Below are 15,398 nucleotides of genomic sequence, written 5' to 3'. Positions count from 1 at the left end.
ATCCGTTTCGATTGGGTCGATTTCATTCACCCGAAGCGCCTATTAAGGACGACCAATGCAAGGTCTCGGAAGAAGTCTTTATCATCTACGGGTCCGCAACCAGGACCCCACAACGCTGATCGGCATCGTGCTCGTCGTGTTGTTTGGCTACCTCATCGCTGCCCCGATATTCCTGCTGGTCACCGACGCTTTCGTCGTCCAGTTCGCAGACCAGGGTCGCGCAGGTCAGCCAATGGGCGAACTGACCTGGTATTATGTCGAGCGCGTGTTTTTCTCGCGCATCTCCATGGACGTGTTCTGGCGGCCGCTGATGCACACGGCGCTGATCTCCGTCAGCGCCATCGCCATCGCCCTCACAGTCGGAGTGCCGCTTGGCTGGCTGATGAGCCGCACTGACCTGCCTGCCAAGAAGTGGTTCTCAACCGCGCTGATCGTGCCCTACATGCTGCCGAGCTGGACGTTCGCGCTGGCCTGGTTGACCTTGTTCAAGAACCGTACCACCGGCGGTTCCGCCAGCTGGATGGAAAGCCTTGGCGTCACACCGCCCGATTGGCTCGCCTATGGCTTCCTTCCGATCACGCTGATCCTCGCGCTGCACTACACGCCTTTTTTCATCCTTCTTTTCGGCAATGCGTTACGCCAGTTTGATTCCTCACTTGAGGATGCAGCGCGCAGTATCGGCGCCAAGCGCGGCACCATTGCACGCAAGATCATCCTGCCGCTGATGCTGCCGTCACTTGTGTCAGCATCCACCTTGATCTTCGCGAAATGTCTTGGCGACTTTGGTGTCGCCTATATCCTTGGCGTTCCAGTTGGTTTCGACGTACTGGCGACGTCGCTGTTCCGCGCGATCTCAACTAGCCAGACGGGTATGAGCGCACTCCTGGCGCTCACCATTGTCATTCTCGGTTCGGTTTCGATCTTCATCGACATGTATCTCCTCAGGCAGGCACGCCGCTTTGTGGTGATCGGCTCCAAGGGGTCGATGAACCGCACCACTGCATTGCGTGGCTGGCGGCTGCCGGCATTTGGCTTTGCCATGTCTATCTTCCTGATCAGCGCGTTCATCCCGCTGATGGCTCTGTTGCTCACGACAGTGATGAAGGTTCCGGGCGTGTTTGCCCTGAGCAACTTCACCCTGGACTACTGGATCGGAACAGATGTTGGCACCACGGCACTGAAGCAGGGCATCCTTCTGACGCCGGAATTCTGGGAAGTGACCTGGAATACGCTCTGGATCGTGGGCTCTGCCGCGCTCGGCGCAGGATTCCTTGGCCTCCTCGTTGGCTATGTCGTTGCCCGCACCGAGGCAAAATCAGTGGCGACCTTCCTGCGCCAGGTGACGTTCCTGCCCTATCTCGTCCCGGGAATTGCGTTTGCTGCAGCCTATCTGTCGATGTTCGCCGTGCCACGAGGTCCTCTCCCCGCGCTCTACGGAACTCCCATCATTCTGGTGCTGGCCATCCTGGCCGACCAGATGCCTTTCGCATCACGCGCAGGCATTTCTGGCATGATGCAGCTCGGGCGCGATCCGGAAGATGCGGCGCGCAGTGTCGGCGCAGGTTTTATCCGCCGACTCACCTCGGTGGTGGTCCCGATCCAGAAGGGCGCGTTGGTATCCGGCGTGATGTTGCCTTTCATATCGGGGATCAAAGGCCTCAGCCTTGTCGTCGTTCTTGCCGTCCCTGGTACGGAAGTCCTCACCACCTATGCTCTGCGCCTCGTCGACTACGGCTACTCGCAGGCTAGCAACGCGGTTGTCCTGATGATCTGCGTCATCGCCTTTGGCGGGACCATGCTTGTTCAGCGGCTCACCAAATCGAACCTCTCCGACGGTCTGGGAAACAAATAATGTCAAGCATCAGCATCCGAGACGTGCGCAAGACCTACTCCAAATCCGCTGCACCTGCTGTCGACCGGCTTAACATCGAAATCCCGAAATCGGATTTCCTTTGCCTGCTTGGGCCATCCGGTTGCGGCAAGACAACGACCCTGCGCATGATCGCCGGCCTCGAACATCCGACAGAAGGCAAGATCGTGGTCGGTGACCGCACCGTCGTTTCGGTCGATGAAGGCATCTACGTGCCCGCCGAAGACCGCGACATGGGACTGGTTTTCCAGAACTATGCCCTGTGGCCACACATGACCGTGGCGGAAAACGTCGAGTTTGGTCTTAAGCTGCGCAAGGTGCCCAAACCGGAACGCGACCGCATCATCAACGACACACTCGAAAAGCTCGCGATCGCCCGCTACCGGGATCGCCTTCCCTCGCAGCTGTCTGGCGGCCAGCAGCAGCGCGTCGCCCTTGCCCGCATGCTCGCGCTGAAGCCGGACGTGATCCTGCTTGACGAGCCCTTGTCCAATCTGGATGCCAAGCTGCGTCTTGAAATGCGGGCGGAACTCAAGCGCATCCACGCGGAAATGGGCGCGACCATCGTCTTCGTCACCCATGATCAGTGGGAAGCGATGACTCTTGCGACCACAATCGCCGTGATGAGCGAGGGCGAGTTGCAGCAACTCGGCACGCCCGACGATATCTATGAGCGCCCGGCAAACCGTTTCGTTGCGGAGTTCGTAGGCAACCTCCCGATCAACATCGTGGAGCTGCAGGACAATTCCACAAACCCGCTGAGCGCCTGGGTCCATGGAATGTTGGCGGACATCCGCCTGACCGCCCCCGCGGGTTCGGTGGGTATCCGCCCTGAGCACGTTCGCCTCGTGCCGGTTGAGACATCCCCTAGGCCAGCAACCGTCATCGATATCGTACCAACCGGCGGCAGCTGGATTGTCGAACTTTCAGCCGACGGTGAGAAGTTCTTTGCCATCACCCCTGAGCCACCTGGCGTGGCACCGGGCGAACAGGTCGGACTCTCTGTCCCGCATGAGAGCCTGCACATCTTCGACGCGGCCGGCAGCCGCATTGAAGCAGTTCTACAACAGACAACTGGAGGAAAATCATGACCCGTATGTCTATCAACACCCGCGCCCGCCTCGCCTTGGCAGCCGGCATTTCCGCCTGCGTGCTTGCAGCTCCTGTTTCGGCGGCGGATATCGGCATTTCCGATGCGGACTATTCGCTTGAGAAGCTTATCGAAGCTGCCAAGAAGGAAGGGCCGATCACCGTTGTCGATGCAACCGGCAAGATCGTCGACATGGCCAAAGCATTTACCGAAAAATACGGCATCGAAGCCACCGGCGTAAAGATGAACGGTCAGGAGCAGGAACAGATCATCCTGCGTGAAGCGCAGGCCAAGAACGTCCAGACCGACGTTTTCAACATGTCCAACCTGCCATCGGTGACGACGCAGATCATGGTTCTCGGCGCCGGCACCAGCTGGATGCCCGCCGATCTCAAGGACCAGGTGCCGGCGGAGTATCAGGATCCCGCGATCACCAGCCTCAACCCGTGGGTCTGGGCTTACAACAGCGATGTTCACACGGACGGCTGCCCGATCGACAATATGTGGGCGCTGACGACAGAAGAGTGGAAAGGCCGCGTTGCCATTCCCGATCCGCTCCTGCGCAACGAAACGATGTTCTGGTTCAACCAGATCGCCACGCACAACGACGATCAGATGCGTGAGGCCTACAAGGCGTTCTTCGGTGAAGAACTCGTCACTGAAGAGGAGAGCGCCACAGCGGAGTGGGTCAAGCGTCTTGCTCAGAACAAGCCAAGCGTCACGCGCTCGGATTCCGATGTCGGACCGATCATCGGCGCTAAGGGCCAGGAGAAGCCCTTCATGGGCTTCCTGTCGACGGCCATTTTCCGCGATGCCAAGAAGAACGAATACGGCATGGGCGTCTGTGACGGCCTGAAGCCCTGGATTGGCCAGCTGACGCCTCGCGTAGCGGTCATCGCCACGGGAACCAAGCATCCGAACGCTGCCAAGCTGTTCGTCCACTTCATGATGTCGGGCGAAGGCATGATCCCGCAGCTGGGCGACGGCAAGATCGCGACAAACAAGAACGCCGTCATGCCGGAAAATGAAGCTTCCGGCATCATCAAGTACATGGACCAGATGCATGTCCCCAACTCGTCCACAGCAGCAGACGACTTCGAAAAGCTGCAGGACTGGCAGGACTTCTGGCTCGTGAATTCCCGCTAACCGACAAACGAAGCGCGCGGAAACGCGCGCTTCCTGCTTCCATGCCCGCTTGGGCTGACGGCTGCGACAACCGGACGGCGATGCTCAAAATCCGCGCAACGAAAACGGCTGTCTTGCGTTCATAGCCGTGGGCAGATCAAGGCAAGCGCCAACGATCGGCAGTGCAAGGCGGCGGAGGTAGCTTGTTCAGGACCGGGAATGCTGGTCAGCGATTGTTGGTAGCTGGCGCGGGCCTTGCCGCGGGCCTGCTGGCGCAACGTCTCTCCAACACTCCTGGCATCGACATCGTCATCCTGGAAGCGTCGGGATCCCCCTTTGGCGAGCACACCTGGTCGTTTCATCTGGCCGATGTATCAGAGGGCGACCTTCAATGGCTGGAACCGCTGATCGCCCATCGATGGTCCGGCCAGTCGGTGCGTTTTCGGGACTACGAGCGGCATCTGTCGTCGAGCTATGCGTCGCTGACCAGCGCGTCCGTTCGTGAAGCCATCGTGCGATTGCCCAACGTGACGATCATTCCGCATGTGCCCGTCGCGGAAGTGGGGCCGCAGGGCGTGGTGCTGAAGACCGGTGAAAAGATCGAAGCCGACTGCGTGATCGATGCCCGCGGTTTTCGCCAGAGCAATGCGCTTCTGCTGGGCTACCAGAAATTTGTAGGGCTCGAAGTCGAAACCGAAACACCGCACGGCATCAGTGATCCCGTCATCATGGATGCCTCGGTCGACCAGCTCGACGGCTACCGCTTCATCTATCTCCTGCCCTTCTCGCCAACCCGCCTGCTGATCGAGGACACCCGCTACGCCGATGGCGTGGAGCAGGATCAAAGTGCTTATGAGCGCGCAATTCATGATTATGCCCGCGCCCGAAGCTGGGCGATCAGGGAAGTCATTCGACGCGAAAGCGGTGTGCTTCCCATCACCCTTGCCCATGATGCCGAGCGCTTCTGGTCGGAAGCGCCGAACGACGTGCCCCAGATCGGCGTGCGTGCCGCACTGTTCCACCCCACTACGGGCTACAGTCTTCCCGACGCTGTGCGGCTGGCAAATCTCGTTGCCGACGCGTGGCCGGTGGATAGCTCAACGCTCGCCCGGCGGATCAAGGCCATGGCTCTGTCTCGCCATCGCCAACAGGGCTTCTATCGGTTGCTCAACCGCATGCTGTTTCGAGCCGCTGAACCGCAGCGCCGCCATCTCGTCCTGCAAAGGTTCTATCGGCTGCCTCAGCCTTTGATCGAGCGCTTCTATGCCGGCGAAAGCACGCGCTTCGATGTGGCACGCATCCTGACCGGCAAGCCGCCGGTCCCCATTCACAAGGCGCTCGCCTGTTTGCGCGAGGGCCCGTTTCTTACCCTGGAGCAAGCGTGAACCTATCAACGACCGCAGCCGTGATCGGAGCAGGTTTTGGCGGATTGGCGCTTGCCATACGCCTGCAGAGCGCCGGCATTCAGACGACGCTGTTCGAAAAGCGGGACAAGCCGGGTGGCCGCGCCTATGTCTATCAGGACGAGGGATTTACCTTCGATGCCGGCCCGACAGTCATCACCGATCCCGACTGCCTGAAGCAGCTTTGGGCGCTCTCTGGTCGCGATATGGCGGATTACGTCACGCTGCTGCCGGTCGCGCCCTTTTACCAGCTCTGCTGGGAAGATGGCTACCGTTTCCATTATGCGGACGATCAGGAGGCGCTGGACCGCCAGATCGCAGCAAAATCTCCGCAGGATGTGGAGGGATATCGCCGGTTTCTGGCCTATTCCAACGACCTCTATCGCGAGGGTTATGAGAAGCTCGGGACAGTTCCCTTCCTCAACGTCGGGTCGATGCTGAAGGTCGCGCCGCAGCTGTTGCGCCTCGAGAGCTATCGAAGTGTCTATTCGAAAGTAAGTGAATTCATTCAGGACGAGCAGCTGCGGCAAGCCTTCAGCTTCCATTCGCTTCTGGTCGGCGGAAACCCGTTCGACACGTCCTCGATCTACGCCCTGATCCATGCTTTGGAGCGAAAGGGCGGCGTCTGGTTCGCCAGGGGCGGCACCGGCGCGCTGATCGCCGCTATGGCGAGGCTCTTCGAAGATCTTGGCGGAACGATCCACCTTAACGCCGAGATCGATCGCATTGCCGCATATGGTGATCGCGTGACCGCCCTGACCCTGAAGGATGGAAGAGCCTTCGCGTTCGACCAGATCGCGTCGAATGCCGACGTGGTGCATACCTATCGGGACATGCTCCGCGGCACCAAGCGTGGCGAAGCACAGGGGCGGAAGCTGGGTGCCAAGCGTCATTCCATGTCCTTGTTCGTGATCTATTTCGGGCTGAAAACGCAGCATCCGGAATTGAAGCACCACATGGTCCTGTTCGGGCAGCGCTATCGCGAGCTCATCGACGAGATATTCAAGGGCAGCGAGTTAGCCGACGACTTTTCGCTCTACCTCCACGCCCCATCGGTGACCGACGACAGCCTCGCCCCACCCGGACAAAGCGCCTATTACGTGCTCTCGCCGGTGCCGCATCTGGGCACCGCAAATATCGACTGGTATGCGGAAGGTCCGCGCTATCGCGACCGTATCCTGCAATATCTCAACGATCGCTACATTCCCGGGCTGCTCGATGATCTGGTCACCGTCCGGCACTTCACCCCGTTTGATTTCCGGGACGAGCTCAACGCCCACCTGGGCTCGGCTTTTTCCATCGAGCCAATCTTGACCCAAAGCGCGTGGTTCCGCCCGCACAACCGCGACGACAAGATAACAAACCTCTATATCGTCGGCGCGGGAACGCACCCGGGCGCTGGCATCCCCGGCGTCGTCGGCTCGGCCAAGGCGACCGCAGGGCTGATGATCGCGGATGCGCGGCGATGACCGACACGGTCGTCGCCAGAAGCGAGGAGTCGATCGCGAAAGGCTCGCAGAGCTTCGCGGCCGCGGCACTTCTGTTTGACCGCGACACGCGCGAGGACGCCGTGATGCTCTACGCATGGTGCCGGCATTGCGACGACGTCATCGACGGACAGGAGGCTGGCCATGGGCAGGCGGAAGATTTCCGGATCGGTCAGCAGCAACGATTGATGGAGTTGCGGCAGAAGACAGCGGCAGCTCTCGCGGGTGAAGCGACCGACGAGTACATCTTCGAGGCGTTGCGCCGGGTTGTGGCGCGCCATGATATTCCTCATCGCCACCCGCAGGAACTCCTCATGGGGTTCCAGATGGACGTGGAACACCGGACGTATCGGACCATCGGCGATACGCTGGACTATTGCTACCATGTTGCCGGTGTCGTGGGGGTGATGATGGCGATGATCATGGGCGTCCGCGATCCAAAGGTGCTCGACCGCGCCTGCGACCTCGGCCTGGCGTTCCAGCTGACAAACATCGCGCGCGACGTCATTGATGATGCGCGGGCAGGCAGGGTTTACGTTCCAGCAGAGCTTCTCGCGCAACACGGGCTCAGAGAGATTGCCGCCGACGATCGAGAGCAATGGCCACGGCTCCACGCAGCCGCGCTCGACCTGCTCGAGATGGCTGACGCCTATTACGCATCAGCCTACGCCGGCATCGCTGCACTACCACCCCGCGCCGCCTGGGCGATCGCGGCTGCGCGCAGGGTCTATGCTGCGATCGGAGAGAAGTTGCGACGGGAGGGCCCCGCCGCATGGGAGCAGCGTATTTCAACGAGCCGCAATGAAAAGCTCATGCTGCTTGTGGCGGGGCTTGGTGATGTGGCGGCCACAAGATTTAGCCGTCCGGCTCCGCCGCGCCACGAGCTCTGGCAGCGCCCTTTGTGATCAGCGGGGCATCGCAGGCGTCGAAGGCTCGTCTTCCTTCAGTGCACTTTCGTCAAAGCCCTTGCGGTTCTCATGCAGCTGCTTGACCAGCTTGGACACCGGTGGCGCGTAGACGAAGCCGAAGGATACGCATCCGTCCTTATCCTCAACCGCGTGGTGGAGCCGATGCGCCTGATAGACGCGCTTGAGATAACCCTTGCGCGGAATGTACTTGAAGGGCCAGCGCTGGTGCACCAGACCATCGTGCAGCACGAAATACAGGAACCCATATATGGTAATCCCCAGCGCAATCCAGGTCAGCGGCCGCCACCACTCACCTGCAGCAAACAGCGCAATGGCGACGCCGGCAAATACGACCGCGTAGAGGTCGTTCTTTTCAAACGCGTCATCATGCGGTTCGTGATGCGATTTGTGCCAGCCCCATCCCCAGCCATGCATGATGTGCTTGTGTGACCACGTGGCGAACCATTCCATGAACGCCACCGTTCCCACAACCAGCAGGATCGGAACCAGGTAGTACAGCACAGTCTCCATAAGCTTCTCCTCACGCGATTACAGGCTGAGCCGCCAGCGGGAAACCGCGAGGCTTGCGACCAGCCCCACGGCGGCAAGAGAGGCCAGAAGCGACAATTCCGGCAGCAGTTCCTGCATCGCGTCGTTACGCCACAATATACCGTAATAGGCCTCCACAGCCCAGGTGTTCGGGGTGAACCAACCGATATCCTGCAACCACGGCGGCATCATGAAACGCGGCACCATCGATCCGCCCAGCGCGGAACTGACCAGCACGACAAACGTGGAAACCGTCTGGGCCTGCTGCTTGCTGGTGCAGAACGCGGCGACGGCGAGGCCGAGCCCGGCTGCGGAGGCCGAGGCCACCACAGTTACTGCGATCAGCGCGCCAGGCCTGGCGGTCACTTCAAGATCGTAGAACACCGCTGCAGCGAGGAAGATTAGCGCCACCTGAACCATCCCTTGCACGGTCAGGAACAGGAACTTGCCGAAGACGACCACATCCGTGCCGGCGGGTCCGACGGCCACCCGATCGAGGATGCCTGCATGGCGTTCTTCTATCAATGTGGCCGCTCCCTGCATCGACGAGAAGAGGAGGAAAAGCATCGCAATGGCGCCGGCATAGTAGCTGATGGTGGCCGAGGCGCCTTCGCCCGATCCCACCTGCTCGGTTGTGACAAGGGCCGCTGCTCTGTCACCAGCGCCCCCTCCTCCCCGCTGGATTTCGTTCAGGGCTGCGGCAAGGCGTTGTGTCTGCTCCGCACTCCACCCACCGGTGAGTTGCTCGACGGTGGTTGCCGAGCGCGCCAGCAACACGTCGGTAAGATCCCTCGCGATGACACGCTGTACCTGGCCTGCGAGGATGGCGCCCGCCAGCATCTTTCCAGGGTCGACGAGAACCCTTATGGGCGCTGAAGTCATGTCATCGGGCCCGCTCTCGATATAGAGGCCGGCGTCCGCACGTCCGCTCTGGATCAGGCGCACCATCTCCTCGCGGTTCGTGACCACACCTGGCAGTACCCGCAACGTCCCGTCGTTCCGCAGGGCTTCTTCAAGACGGCTTGAGAACGCCGACTGCGATGCGTTGCCGATCGCGATCTGCAGGCGGATTTCTCCCCCGCCGGTACCGGAGAACACAGCCGCGAAGATCAGGAAGATGACCGGCGGCAGCAGGAAGGCGAGCGCCAATGCACCTCGATCACGAATGACGCTGAGGGCCATGACGCGGAACATTGCTGCAATCAAAGGGTCGTCTCCCCTTGGTGCAGCACCCTGCGAAAAAGGCTGTCGAGGCCGGGCTCACGCAGGCGGATCTCGCGCAGATCGATACCGGCCTTGCGGAGCGCCGCCCCAAGATGGTTCACCTGATGATCGGCATCGCCGCGCAGCAAGGTCCATGTCCTGGACGCGGGGTCCGGCGTGAACCCGATGCGCTTCAACAGCATAAGGTCCTGCGGGCCGGCAGGTCGGCGAAGTTCGATGATGATCTCCTTCCGTCCGCCGAAAGCCTCCCGCACGAGGTCAGTCGGTGCACCCTGCACAGCCAGACGTCCGGAGCGTAGAAAGCCGACGCGGTTGCAGAGCGTCTCCGCCTGATCGAGGTCATGGGTGGCAAGCAGCACTGCCATGCCGCTTCCGCTCAACTCCAGGATCACGTCATTGAGGTGGCTTCGAACCTCGATGTCGACGCCCACCGTCGGCTCATCGAGGATCAGGAGTTTCGGGCTATGCAAAATCGCGGCGGCGATGTTGACGCGGCGCTTCCAGCCGCTTGAGAGCAGACCGACACGTTCGTCCAGCCGATCCGCGACCCGTGTCGCGTTGCTCGCCCAAGGCAGCCTTTTATGCACGATCTGTCGCGACAGGCCCGACAAGCGTCCAAAGACCTCCAGGTTTTCCCGGACGGTCAGATAGGGGTAAAGCGCGATCTCCTGCGGTGCGAGCCCGATATGCCTGAGCCGTGCCTTGCCGGTGTCGCCGCCGACGCGCAGGCTGCCTGATCTGGGCTCAACCCGGCCGCAGATCGCACGGATCAATGTGGTCTTGCCGGCTCCATTGGGACCCATCAGGCCGAAGATATCGCCTTCGTCGAGCTCGACGCTGAGACCCGACAGCACCTCGCGCTGGCCATAGCTTACGGTCAGACCCTCGACGCTGAGCGGTCTGGATCTATTGTCCATCGAAACGCGTCTCGAGTTTTAGATATTTGGCAATCAACGCTTCTATCGGAGCGGGAGATACCCCCGAAGCGCGCAAGGCGCGCTCGGCAGCTTCCACATGCTGTCGGCACGTCATGTGGGCGTGTCCGGCGCCATGAAGCGTGACGATGGTCGGCTTCCCGGCATCCTTGTTGACGTCCTTGCCTGCTCCCTCGGCATCCCCGAACACGTCGAGCAGGTCGTCGGCTGTCTGGAATGCCAGACCCAGATGGCGCGCAAAGATACGAACCTCGCGCATGCGCTCCGGACGCAGGCCGCGGAGCACAGCGCCCATCTCGGCCGATGCCTCGAAAAGCATTCCCGTCTTCAGCCAGTTCAGGTTCTCGACCTCAGCGGTACCGCTCAGGGTGGAACGACCGTTCAGATCGATCTCCTGCCCGGCAGCGAGCCCCTTGTGGCCGACGGCGGTGGAAAGGATGGTAGCCAGCCGCGTTCGCTTGGCGGCAGGAATGTCGAGTTCGGCAATGATGCCGAACGCGCGTGACAACAAGGCGATGGCGCTAAGAATGGCTGTGGCCTGGCCGAAGGCAATGTGTGTCGTCGGCCGGTCGCGGCGCATACGTGCATCATCCATGCAAGGTAGGTCATCCAGCACCAGCGAGGCCGTATGCACCATCTCCACCGCGCAACCCAGGTCAAGCGCGGCATTTTCCTGCGCCAGATCCGGTTCGGCGATGAGATAGACAAGGAGCGGGCGTAGCCGTTTGCCGGGCGCAAACAAGGCATGCTCCATCGCCGCGCTCAGATTTTCGGGAATGGCGCTGGAGGCGTCCAGCAAATGGTCGAGCCTGCTTTCCAGCTTCTCTCGGACATCCAGCGCATGGCGCAGATGATCCGGTTCGAGAATCGCCCCGCTCATGATCTCCGGTGGCATCAGGCTCCTCCCGATCTTCTTAGGCCATGAAGCTCGTGGCGGATATTCGCGGCGACGCGTCCTCTTCCGTAAATGCTGGTTTCGAGCAGTTGATCTTCGAGCACAAGGCGCTTCCTGAATTTGACATGGACGAGATCAAGCTCGACACACAGTTCACGAGAAAACGGATAAGCGCGCCGCCCCCTTGCGAGTTCCATGACTGGCGACCGGAAACGCGCAGATATGATCAACATTCTTGTGGGGCGCGATTTGGTCGGGCGACCCTGAGGCAGGTCCGCTCCACTTTCGGGTCTCAAGCGTGTCCCATCGTTGAGCCGGCGAAGAAGCGGAACATACCGAACAGGATGCTGTCACCGATGAGCAGATAGACGGTAATCTCGATGGTCGTGACCAGAACGAGTGTCGCCAGACGGGACAGTTTCATCGCCAGGACGGCGCCGGCCAGCACGAAGATCGTGTCGCCCAGTGAGTTCAGCAGACTGTCGCCACTATAGTGAAGATCGCTGCCCAGCATCCCGAAGCGTGCGATGATGAGCGGCGTGTTCTCCATGATCTCCCAAATCGCGCTGCTTGCGACGACCACCACGAGCAAGTCGGAAAAGCGCCAGTGGGGCCGCATCCATGCCAACCACTGGATTAGGATCATCCCGAAGCCTGCATGCAGCAGTGAATAGTGATCGGCGAATTGTTGGGAGTTCTGGCTGGGATCAAGCCCGCCCTGCCAGAGTGTGACCACACCGCAATTGCAGCTAAACGGCCGCCCCATCAGATGAAGCAGCAGAAGCTTCGCCACGATAATCGTGACCACCGCAAATGCGGTCGAACCGGAGGATTGTTGCCGGACGGACGGATAGAGCATTTCTGCAGAACCATTTACGCTTGAACAAGTTCAATGGAATATTTTGGCTCCACTGGAGAAAATTTTGCGCCTCGCTCTGATCTGTCCTCCGTTTCCCAGCCATGTCCAGGTTTTCCAGATACTGACGGCGGCTTTGATTGCCCGAGGGCATGAGGCGACGATGCTCCTTCAGGAGGGGGCAGAAGCATTTCTTTCGCAGAACGTTCCGGTCGTCACTTTCCCGTCGTCCCCCGGCAGATCGACAACGGAAGTGATCAGGCGGGCAGCCAATCCGCGCGGACCTTTGGGCGTCCTGCGGACCGTTTCGGATTCAGCGGCTCTGACGGACAACACCTGCAGGCATGTTCCCGGCATCTTAAGCCAACTCAACGTCGATGCGCTTGTGGCAGACCAGATGGAGCCTGCGGCAGGGCTGATTGCCCGGCATCTTGGGATTCCCTTCGTGTCATTCGCTTGTGCCGTGCCGTTGGAACGGGATGAACGGATCCCGCCGCCCTATCTCGATTGGCCTTATGCAACTGACGAAGCTGGCCTTAAACGCAATCGTGGAGGCGAGATGGTCGCGAGCCTGCTCTTGCGGGCGCAGCGAGCCACGATCAGGCGTTGGGCAGCGCGGTTCGGCCTCTCCGGTCTCCAGACACTGGAGGATTGCCTCTCCCCTATTGGCACAATCGCGCAATTGCCGGGCGCGCTTGACTTCCCGCGCGCCCCGTCGGCCCGGCCTCTCCTTCAGGTTGGTCCGTTGCGAGATCCGCCACCGTTAAAGCCCTTCGCGCTGGACATCGATCGGGCTCGTCCCTTTGTCTTCATGTCGCTCGGAACATTGCAGGGGCATCGGTATGCGATTTTCGAAGCTGTCGCGCGGGCATGCCACCGCCTGAACGCACAATTGATGGTCGCCCATTGCGGAGGTCTGACACCCGGTCAGGCGGAACGTCTTGGCGCGACATGGGCGGTGGATTTCGTTCCCCAGCGGGATGTCCTTGCGCAGGCAGACGTTTGCGTGACGCATGGCGGACAGAACACGGTGCTCGATGCTCTGGAGGCTGGCAAGCCGATGCTTGTGCTTCCGATTGCCTTCGATCAGCCGGGTCTGGCTGCGAGGATCGTGCACCATGGTGTTGGCATCAAGCTGTCGCCTCGGCGTCTCTCGCCGAAGCGCGTTGAAGAGGCTCTCCAAAGACTTCTGACCGATCCTGCTTACGCCGAGCGGTCCAGGGCGGCAAGCGACGCCATCGCTTCCAGCGGCGGTTTGGCAGAGACTGTGAACAGCATCGAGCGTTGGTCAGCGCCTGAGCCTACAGGCTGGTCAAAAGCAAATTGATCCATCTGGATTTATATTGACTCACCCTCTGCCTTGCGCAACTCTGAGCGCGCAGAGGGCCGGATATCTATTTCCATACATAAACATAAGGGGAACCCGCGCGCTCTCGCGTCATGCAATAAATGGAAGGGCAAACTATGCGCGCAGTTCTGATCAATCCGCCTGGCGGCGAGGAAGAGAACATGGTCGTCACCGATGTTCCTGTTCCCCACCCCAGCCCCGGCGAGGCGCTCGTGAGGGTTGAGTATGGCGGGTGCAACTATGCGGACACGATGATGCGTGTCGGCAGCTACCCGCATCCGAAAGGCTATCCCCTCGTTGCCGGACTGGAAATTGGCGGGACGGTGACGGCGATCGGCGAAGGTGTTGACGATGTTTCGGTGGGTGATCGCGTTGCCGGCTTTTCGGAAGATGCGGGCGGGTTTGCTGAATTCTGCACCATTCCGAGCGAGCGTCTGATCCATCTTCCAGACAATGTCGGGACTGATACCGGAGCTGCGTTCTACATACAGGCGCTGACTGCCTGGCATATGCTCCACACAGTCTCTACCCTCAAGCCGGATGACGTTGTCCTGATCCATGCGATTGGCGGCGGCGTTGGCCTCTACCTGACCCAGCTCGCGCATCAGGCGGGGGCAACTGTGATCGGCACCATCGGCACGGCTGGCAAGGAGAAGCGCCCGCTTGAATATGGTGCAGCGCGCGTCGTGAACCGCAACGAGGAAGACTTTGTTCAGGTCGTTCTTGAGATGACGGAAGGCCGCGGTGTCGACAAGGTCATCGATTCCACTGGCGGCAGTATTCTCGACAAATCCTTCGACGCTATCCGCCCGCTCGGCCATGTCGTCAGTTTCGGTGAAGCAGAAGGCAGGCCTTATCCAAACCTTTGGGAACGTCTTGTTCGCCGCTCGCTGACGTTTACCCGCTTCCATCTGGGCCACATAGATTTTCGTTCGGACCTCTCGCGCAACGCGGTTGAGGCGGTCGTATCGAGGATCGCCGATGGCAGCCTGAAAGTGCCGGTCGAAGGCGTTTACCCTCTGGAGAAGGTGCACGAGATGTATGACCGCCTTCTTTCCCGTCAGGTTGCGGGAAAGCTTTTATTGAAGGTGGCGGAGTAGGTTTTCCGTTTGGGACGGCGAGAAACCGGCATTGCTACACGCTTTGCCGGTTTCTGGCAGCCATCAGCAGCTAATCGACGCTCATTACCTCTGTGGTCAGCAGCTTCTGGCCTTCCGCGATCTTGCGGGACAGCTGGTAGAACATCTTGCGTTCCTCCGGCGTCAGAGGCGCCAGCCATTCTTCTTGTCTCAGCCGAGAGATCTCGACGAGTTCATCCACCAGCTTCGCACCTGCGGGGGTCACGTAGAGGCATTTCTCGCGCCCATCCGTCTCCGACACTTCCTGGCGGAGATAGCCCCGCGCTTCCAGCAGCGAGACGGCCCGGCTGATCGTGTTCTGCGGACGGGGAATGACCTCGCGAATTTCCTTGGCGCGTATGCCGGGAAATTCCCTGACGACATAAAGAGACGACCACGCCTGGATAGGCATGCGGTAGCGCTTCTCGATAAAGCGGCCGGTCACCACGTTGTTTCCCAGAACAACATAGCTGATGACCATCAGCTCCTTCAATTTTCCGGCAAAGATGCTCGCTCTGTAGTCGTTTGTACTCAACGTTTCATCCTCAGCAATGCTCTTCATTCTCTCTCCCCTACGAGGCTCCTCGCAG

14 protein-coding genes are annotated in these 15,398 nt (G+C 60.4%); 8 read left to right on the top strand and 6 right to left on the bottom strand.

Annotated elements, in window-relative coordinates; translation table 11 throughout:
* The first annotated feature begins 55 nt into the window (after positions 1-55).
* The 6 genes from IEX27_RS11340 to IEX27_RS11315 all read left to right on the top strand — a co-directional run bounded on the left by IEX27_RS11340 (position 56) and on the right by IEX27_RS11315 (position 7,880).
* A complete protein-coding gene (locus IEX27_RS11340) occupies positions 56-1,852 on the top strand; it encodes an ABC transporter permease (protein WP_188721165.1) in 1,797 nt (598 codons plus the stop codon).
* On the top strand, positions 1,852-2,961 hold the full coding sequence (locus IEX27_RS11335) for an ABC transporter ATP-binding protein (RefSeq protein WP_188721164.1): 1,110 nt from the start codon (positions 1,852-1,854) through the stop codon (positions 2,959-2,961). The genes IEX27_RS11340 and IEX27_RS11335 overlap by 1 nt, the downstream gene beginning before the upstream one ends.
* Positions 2,958-4,106 (top strand): ABC transporter substrate-binding protein, encoded by a 1,149-nt coding sequence (locus IEX27_RS11330; RefSeq protein WP_244630331.1) that lies wholly within the window; start codon positions 2,958-2,960, stop codon positions 4,104-4,106. Before IEX27_RS11335 ends, IEX27_RS11330 begins: the two co-directional genes overlap by 4 nt.
* Positions 4,107-4,288: 182 nt before the next feature.
* The gene (gene crtY / locus IEX27_RS11325; RefSeq protein ID WP_188721163.1) at positions 4,289-5,470 is read left to right on the top strand and encodes a lycopene beta-cyclase CrtY; all 1,182 of its coding nucleotides are present in this window, start codon (positions 4,289-4,291) and stop codon (positions 5,468-5,470) included.
* A complete protein-coding gene (locus IEX27_RS11320; protein WP_188721162.1) occupies positions 5,467-6,957 on the top strand; it encodes a phytoene desaturase in 1,491 nt (496 codons plus the stop codon). The genes crtY and IEX27_RS11320 overlap by 4 nt, the downstream gene beginning before the upstream one ends.
* A complete protein-coding gene (locus tag IEX27_RS11315) occupies positions 6,954-7,880 on the top strand; it encodes a phytoene/squalene synthase family protein (RefSeq protein ID WP_188721161.1) in 927 nt (308 codons plus the stop codon). The genes IEX27_RS11320 and IEX27_RS11315 overlap by 4 nt, the downstream gene beginning before the upstream one ends.
* Here IEX27_RS11315 and IEX27_RS11310 read toward each other — a convergent pair whose 3' ends face one another.
* The 5 genes from IEX27_RS11310 to IEX27_RS11290 all read right to left on the bottom strand — a co-directional run bounded on the left by IEX27_RS11310 (position 7,881) and on the right by IEX27_RS11290 (position 12,345).
* Complete coding sequence (locus IEX27_RS11310; RefSeq protein ID WP_188721160.1) at positions 7,881-8,414, bottom strand: sterol desaturase family protein; 534 nt, start codon at positions 8,412-8,414, stop codon at positions 7,881-7,883.
* 18 nt (positions 8,415-8,432) lie between these two features.
* Positions 8,433-9,638, bottom strand: a complete 1,206-nt coding sequence (locus tag IEX27_RS11305) for an ABC transporter permease (RefSeq protein ID WP_188721159.1) — start codon at positions 9,636-9,638, stop codon at positions 8,433-8,435.
* Positions 9,635-10,573, bottom strand: a complete 939-nt coding sequence (locus IEX27_RS11300) for an ABC transporter ATP-binding protein (RefSeq protein ID WP_188721158.1) — start codon at positions 10,571-10,573, stop codon at positions 9,635-9,637. Before IEX27_RS11300 ends, IEX27_RS11305 begins: the two co-directional genes overlap by 4 nt.
* The gene (locus IEX27_RS11295) at positions 10,563-11,486 is read right to left on the bottom strand and encodes a polyprenyl synthetase family protein (protein ID WP_210315528.1); all 924 of its coding nucleotides are present in this window, start codon (positions 11,484-11,486) and stop codon (positions 10,563-10,565) included. The genes IEX27_RS11300 and IEX27_RS11295 overlap by 11 nt, the downstream gene beginning before the upstream one ends.
* 292 nt (positions 11,487-11,778) lie before the next feature.
* Positions 11,779-12,345, bottom strand: a complete 567-nt coding sequence (locus IEX27_RS11290; RefSeq protein ID WP_188721157.1) for a DUF2585 family protein — start codon at positions 12,343-12,345, stop codon at positions 11,779-11,781.
* Between the two features lie 160 nt (positions 12,346-12,505).
* Here IEX27_RS11290 and IEX27_RS11285 point away from each other — a divergent pair, with 160 nt between their 5' ends.
* Together IEX27_RS11285 and IEX27_RS11280 are read left to right on the top strand one after the other, a co-directional pair.
* Positions 12,506-13,669, top strand: a complete 1,164-nt coding sequence (locus tag IEX27_RS11285; protein WP_188721156.1) for a glycosyltransferase — start codon at positions 12,506-12,508, stop codon at positions 13,667-13,669.
* Between the two features lie 137 nt (positions 13,670-13,806).
* A complete protein-coding gene (locus IEX27_RS11280; protein WP_188721155.1) occupies positions 13,807-14,790 on the top strand; it encodes a quinone oxidoreductase family protein in 984 nt (327 codons plus the stop codon).
* A 70-nt stretch (positions 14,791-14,860) separates the two neighbouring features.
* On the opposite strand, the gene IEX27_RS11275 is transcribed toward IEX27_RS11280, so the two are convergent.
* On the bottom strand, positions 14,861-15,370 hold the full coding sequence (locus IEX27_RS11275; protein WP_188721154.1) for a MarR family winged helix-turn-helix transcriptional regulator: 510 nt from the start codon (positions 15,368-15,370) through the stop codon (positions 14,861-14,863).
* Positions 15,371-15,398 lie beyond the last annotated feature (28 nt).

This window comes from Nitratireductor aestuarii (assembly GCF_014641695.1).
Taxonomy (GTDB): domain Bacteria; phylum Pseudomonadota; class Alphaproteobacteria; order Rhizobiales; family Rhizobiaceae; genus Chelativorans; species Chelativorans aestuarii.
This window is presented reverse-complemented; position numbering and strand designations above follow the sequence as displayed.

Coding starts and splice junctions, on each gene's coding strand:
- IEX27_RS11340 (WP_188721165.1), top strand. CDS start 56: ATGCAAGGTCTCGGAAGAAGTCTTTATCATCTACGGGTCCGCAACCAG.
- IEX27_RS11335 (WP_188721164.1), top strand. CDS start 1,852: ATGTCAAGCATCAGCATCCGAGACGTGCGCAAGACCTACTCCAAATCC.
- IEX27_RS11330 (WP_244630331.1), top strand. CDS start 2,958: ATGACCCGTATGTCTATCAACACCCGCGCCCGCCTCGCCTTGGCAGCC.
- IEX27_RS11315 (WP_188721161.1), top strand. CDS start 6,954: ATGACCGACACGGTCGTCGCCAGAAGCGAGGAGTCGATCGCGAAAGGC.
- IEX27_RS11310 (WP_188721160.1), bottom strand. CDS start 8,414: ATGGAGACTGTGCTGTACTACCTGGTTCCGATCCTGCTGGTTGTGGGA.
- IEX27_RS11300 (WP_188721158.1), bottom strand. CDS start 10,573: ATGGACAATAGATCCAGACCGCTCAGCGTCGAGGGTCTGACCGTAAGC.
- IEX27_RS11295 (WP_210315528.1), bottom strand. CDS start 11,486: ATGCCACCGGAGATCATGAGCGGGGCGATTCTCGAACCGGATCATCTG.
- IEX27_RS11290 (WP_188721157.1), bottom strand. CDS start 12,345: ATGCTCTATCCGTCCGTCCGGCAACAATCCTCCGGTTCGACCGCATTT.
- IEX27_RS11285 (WP_188721156.1), top strand. CDS start 12,506: ATGCTCCTTCAGGAGGGGGCAGAAGCATTTCTTTCGCAGAACGTTCCG.
- IEX27_RS11280 (WP_188721155.1), top strand. CDS start 13,807: ATGCGCGCAGTTCTGATCAATCCGCCTGGCGGCGAGGAAGAGAACATG.
- IEX27_RS11275 (WP_188721154.1), bottom strand. CDS start 15,370: ATGAAGAGCATTGCTGAGGATGAAACGTTGAGTACAAACGACTACAGA.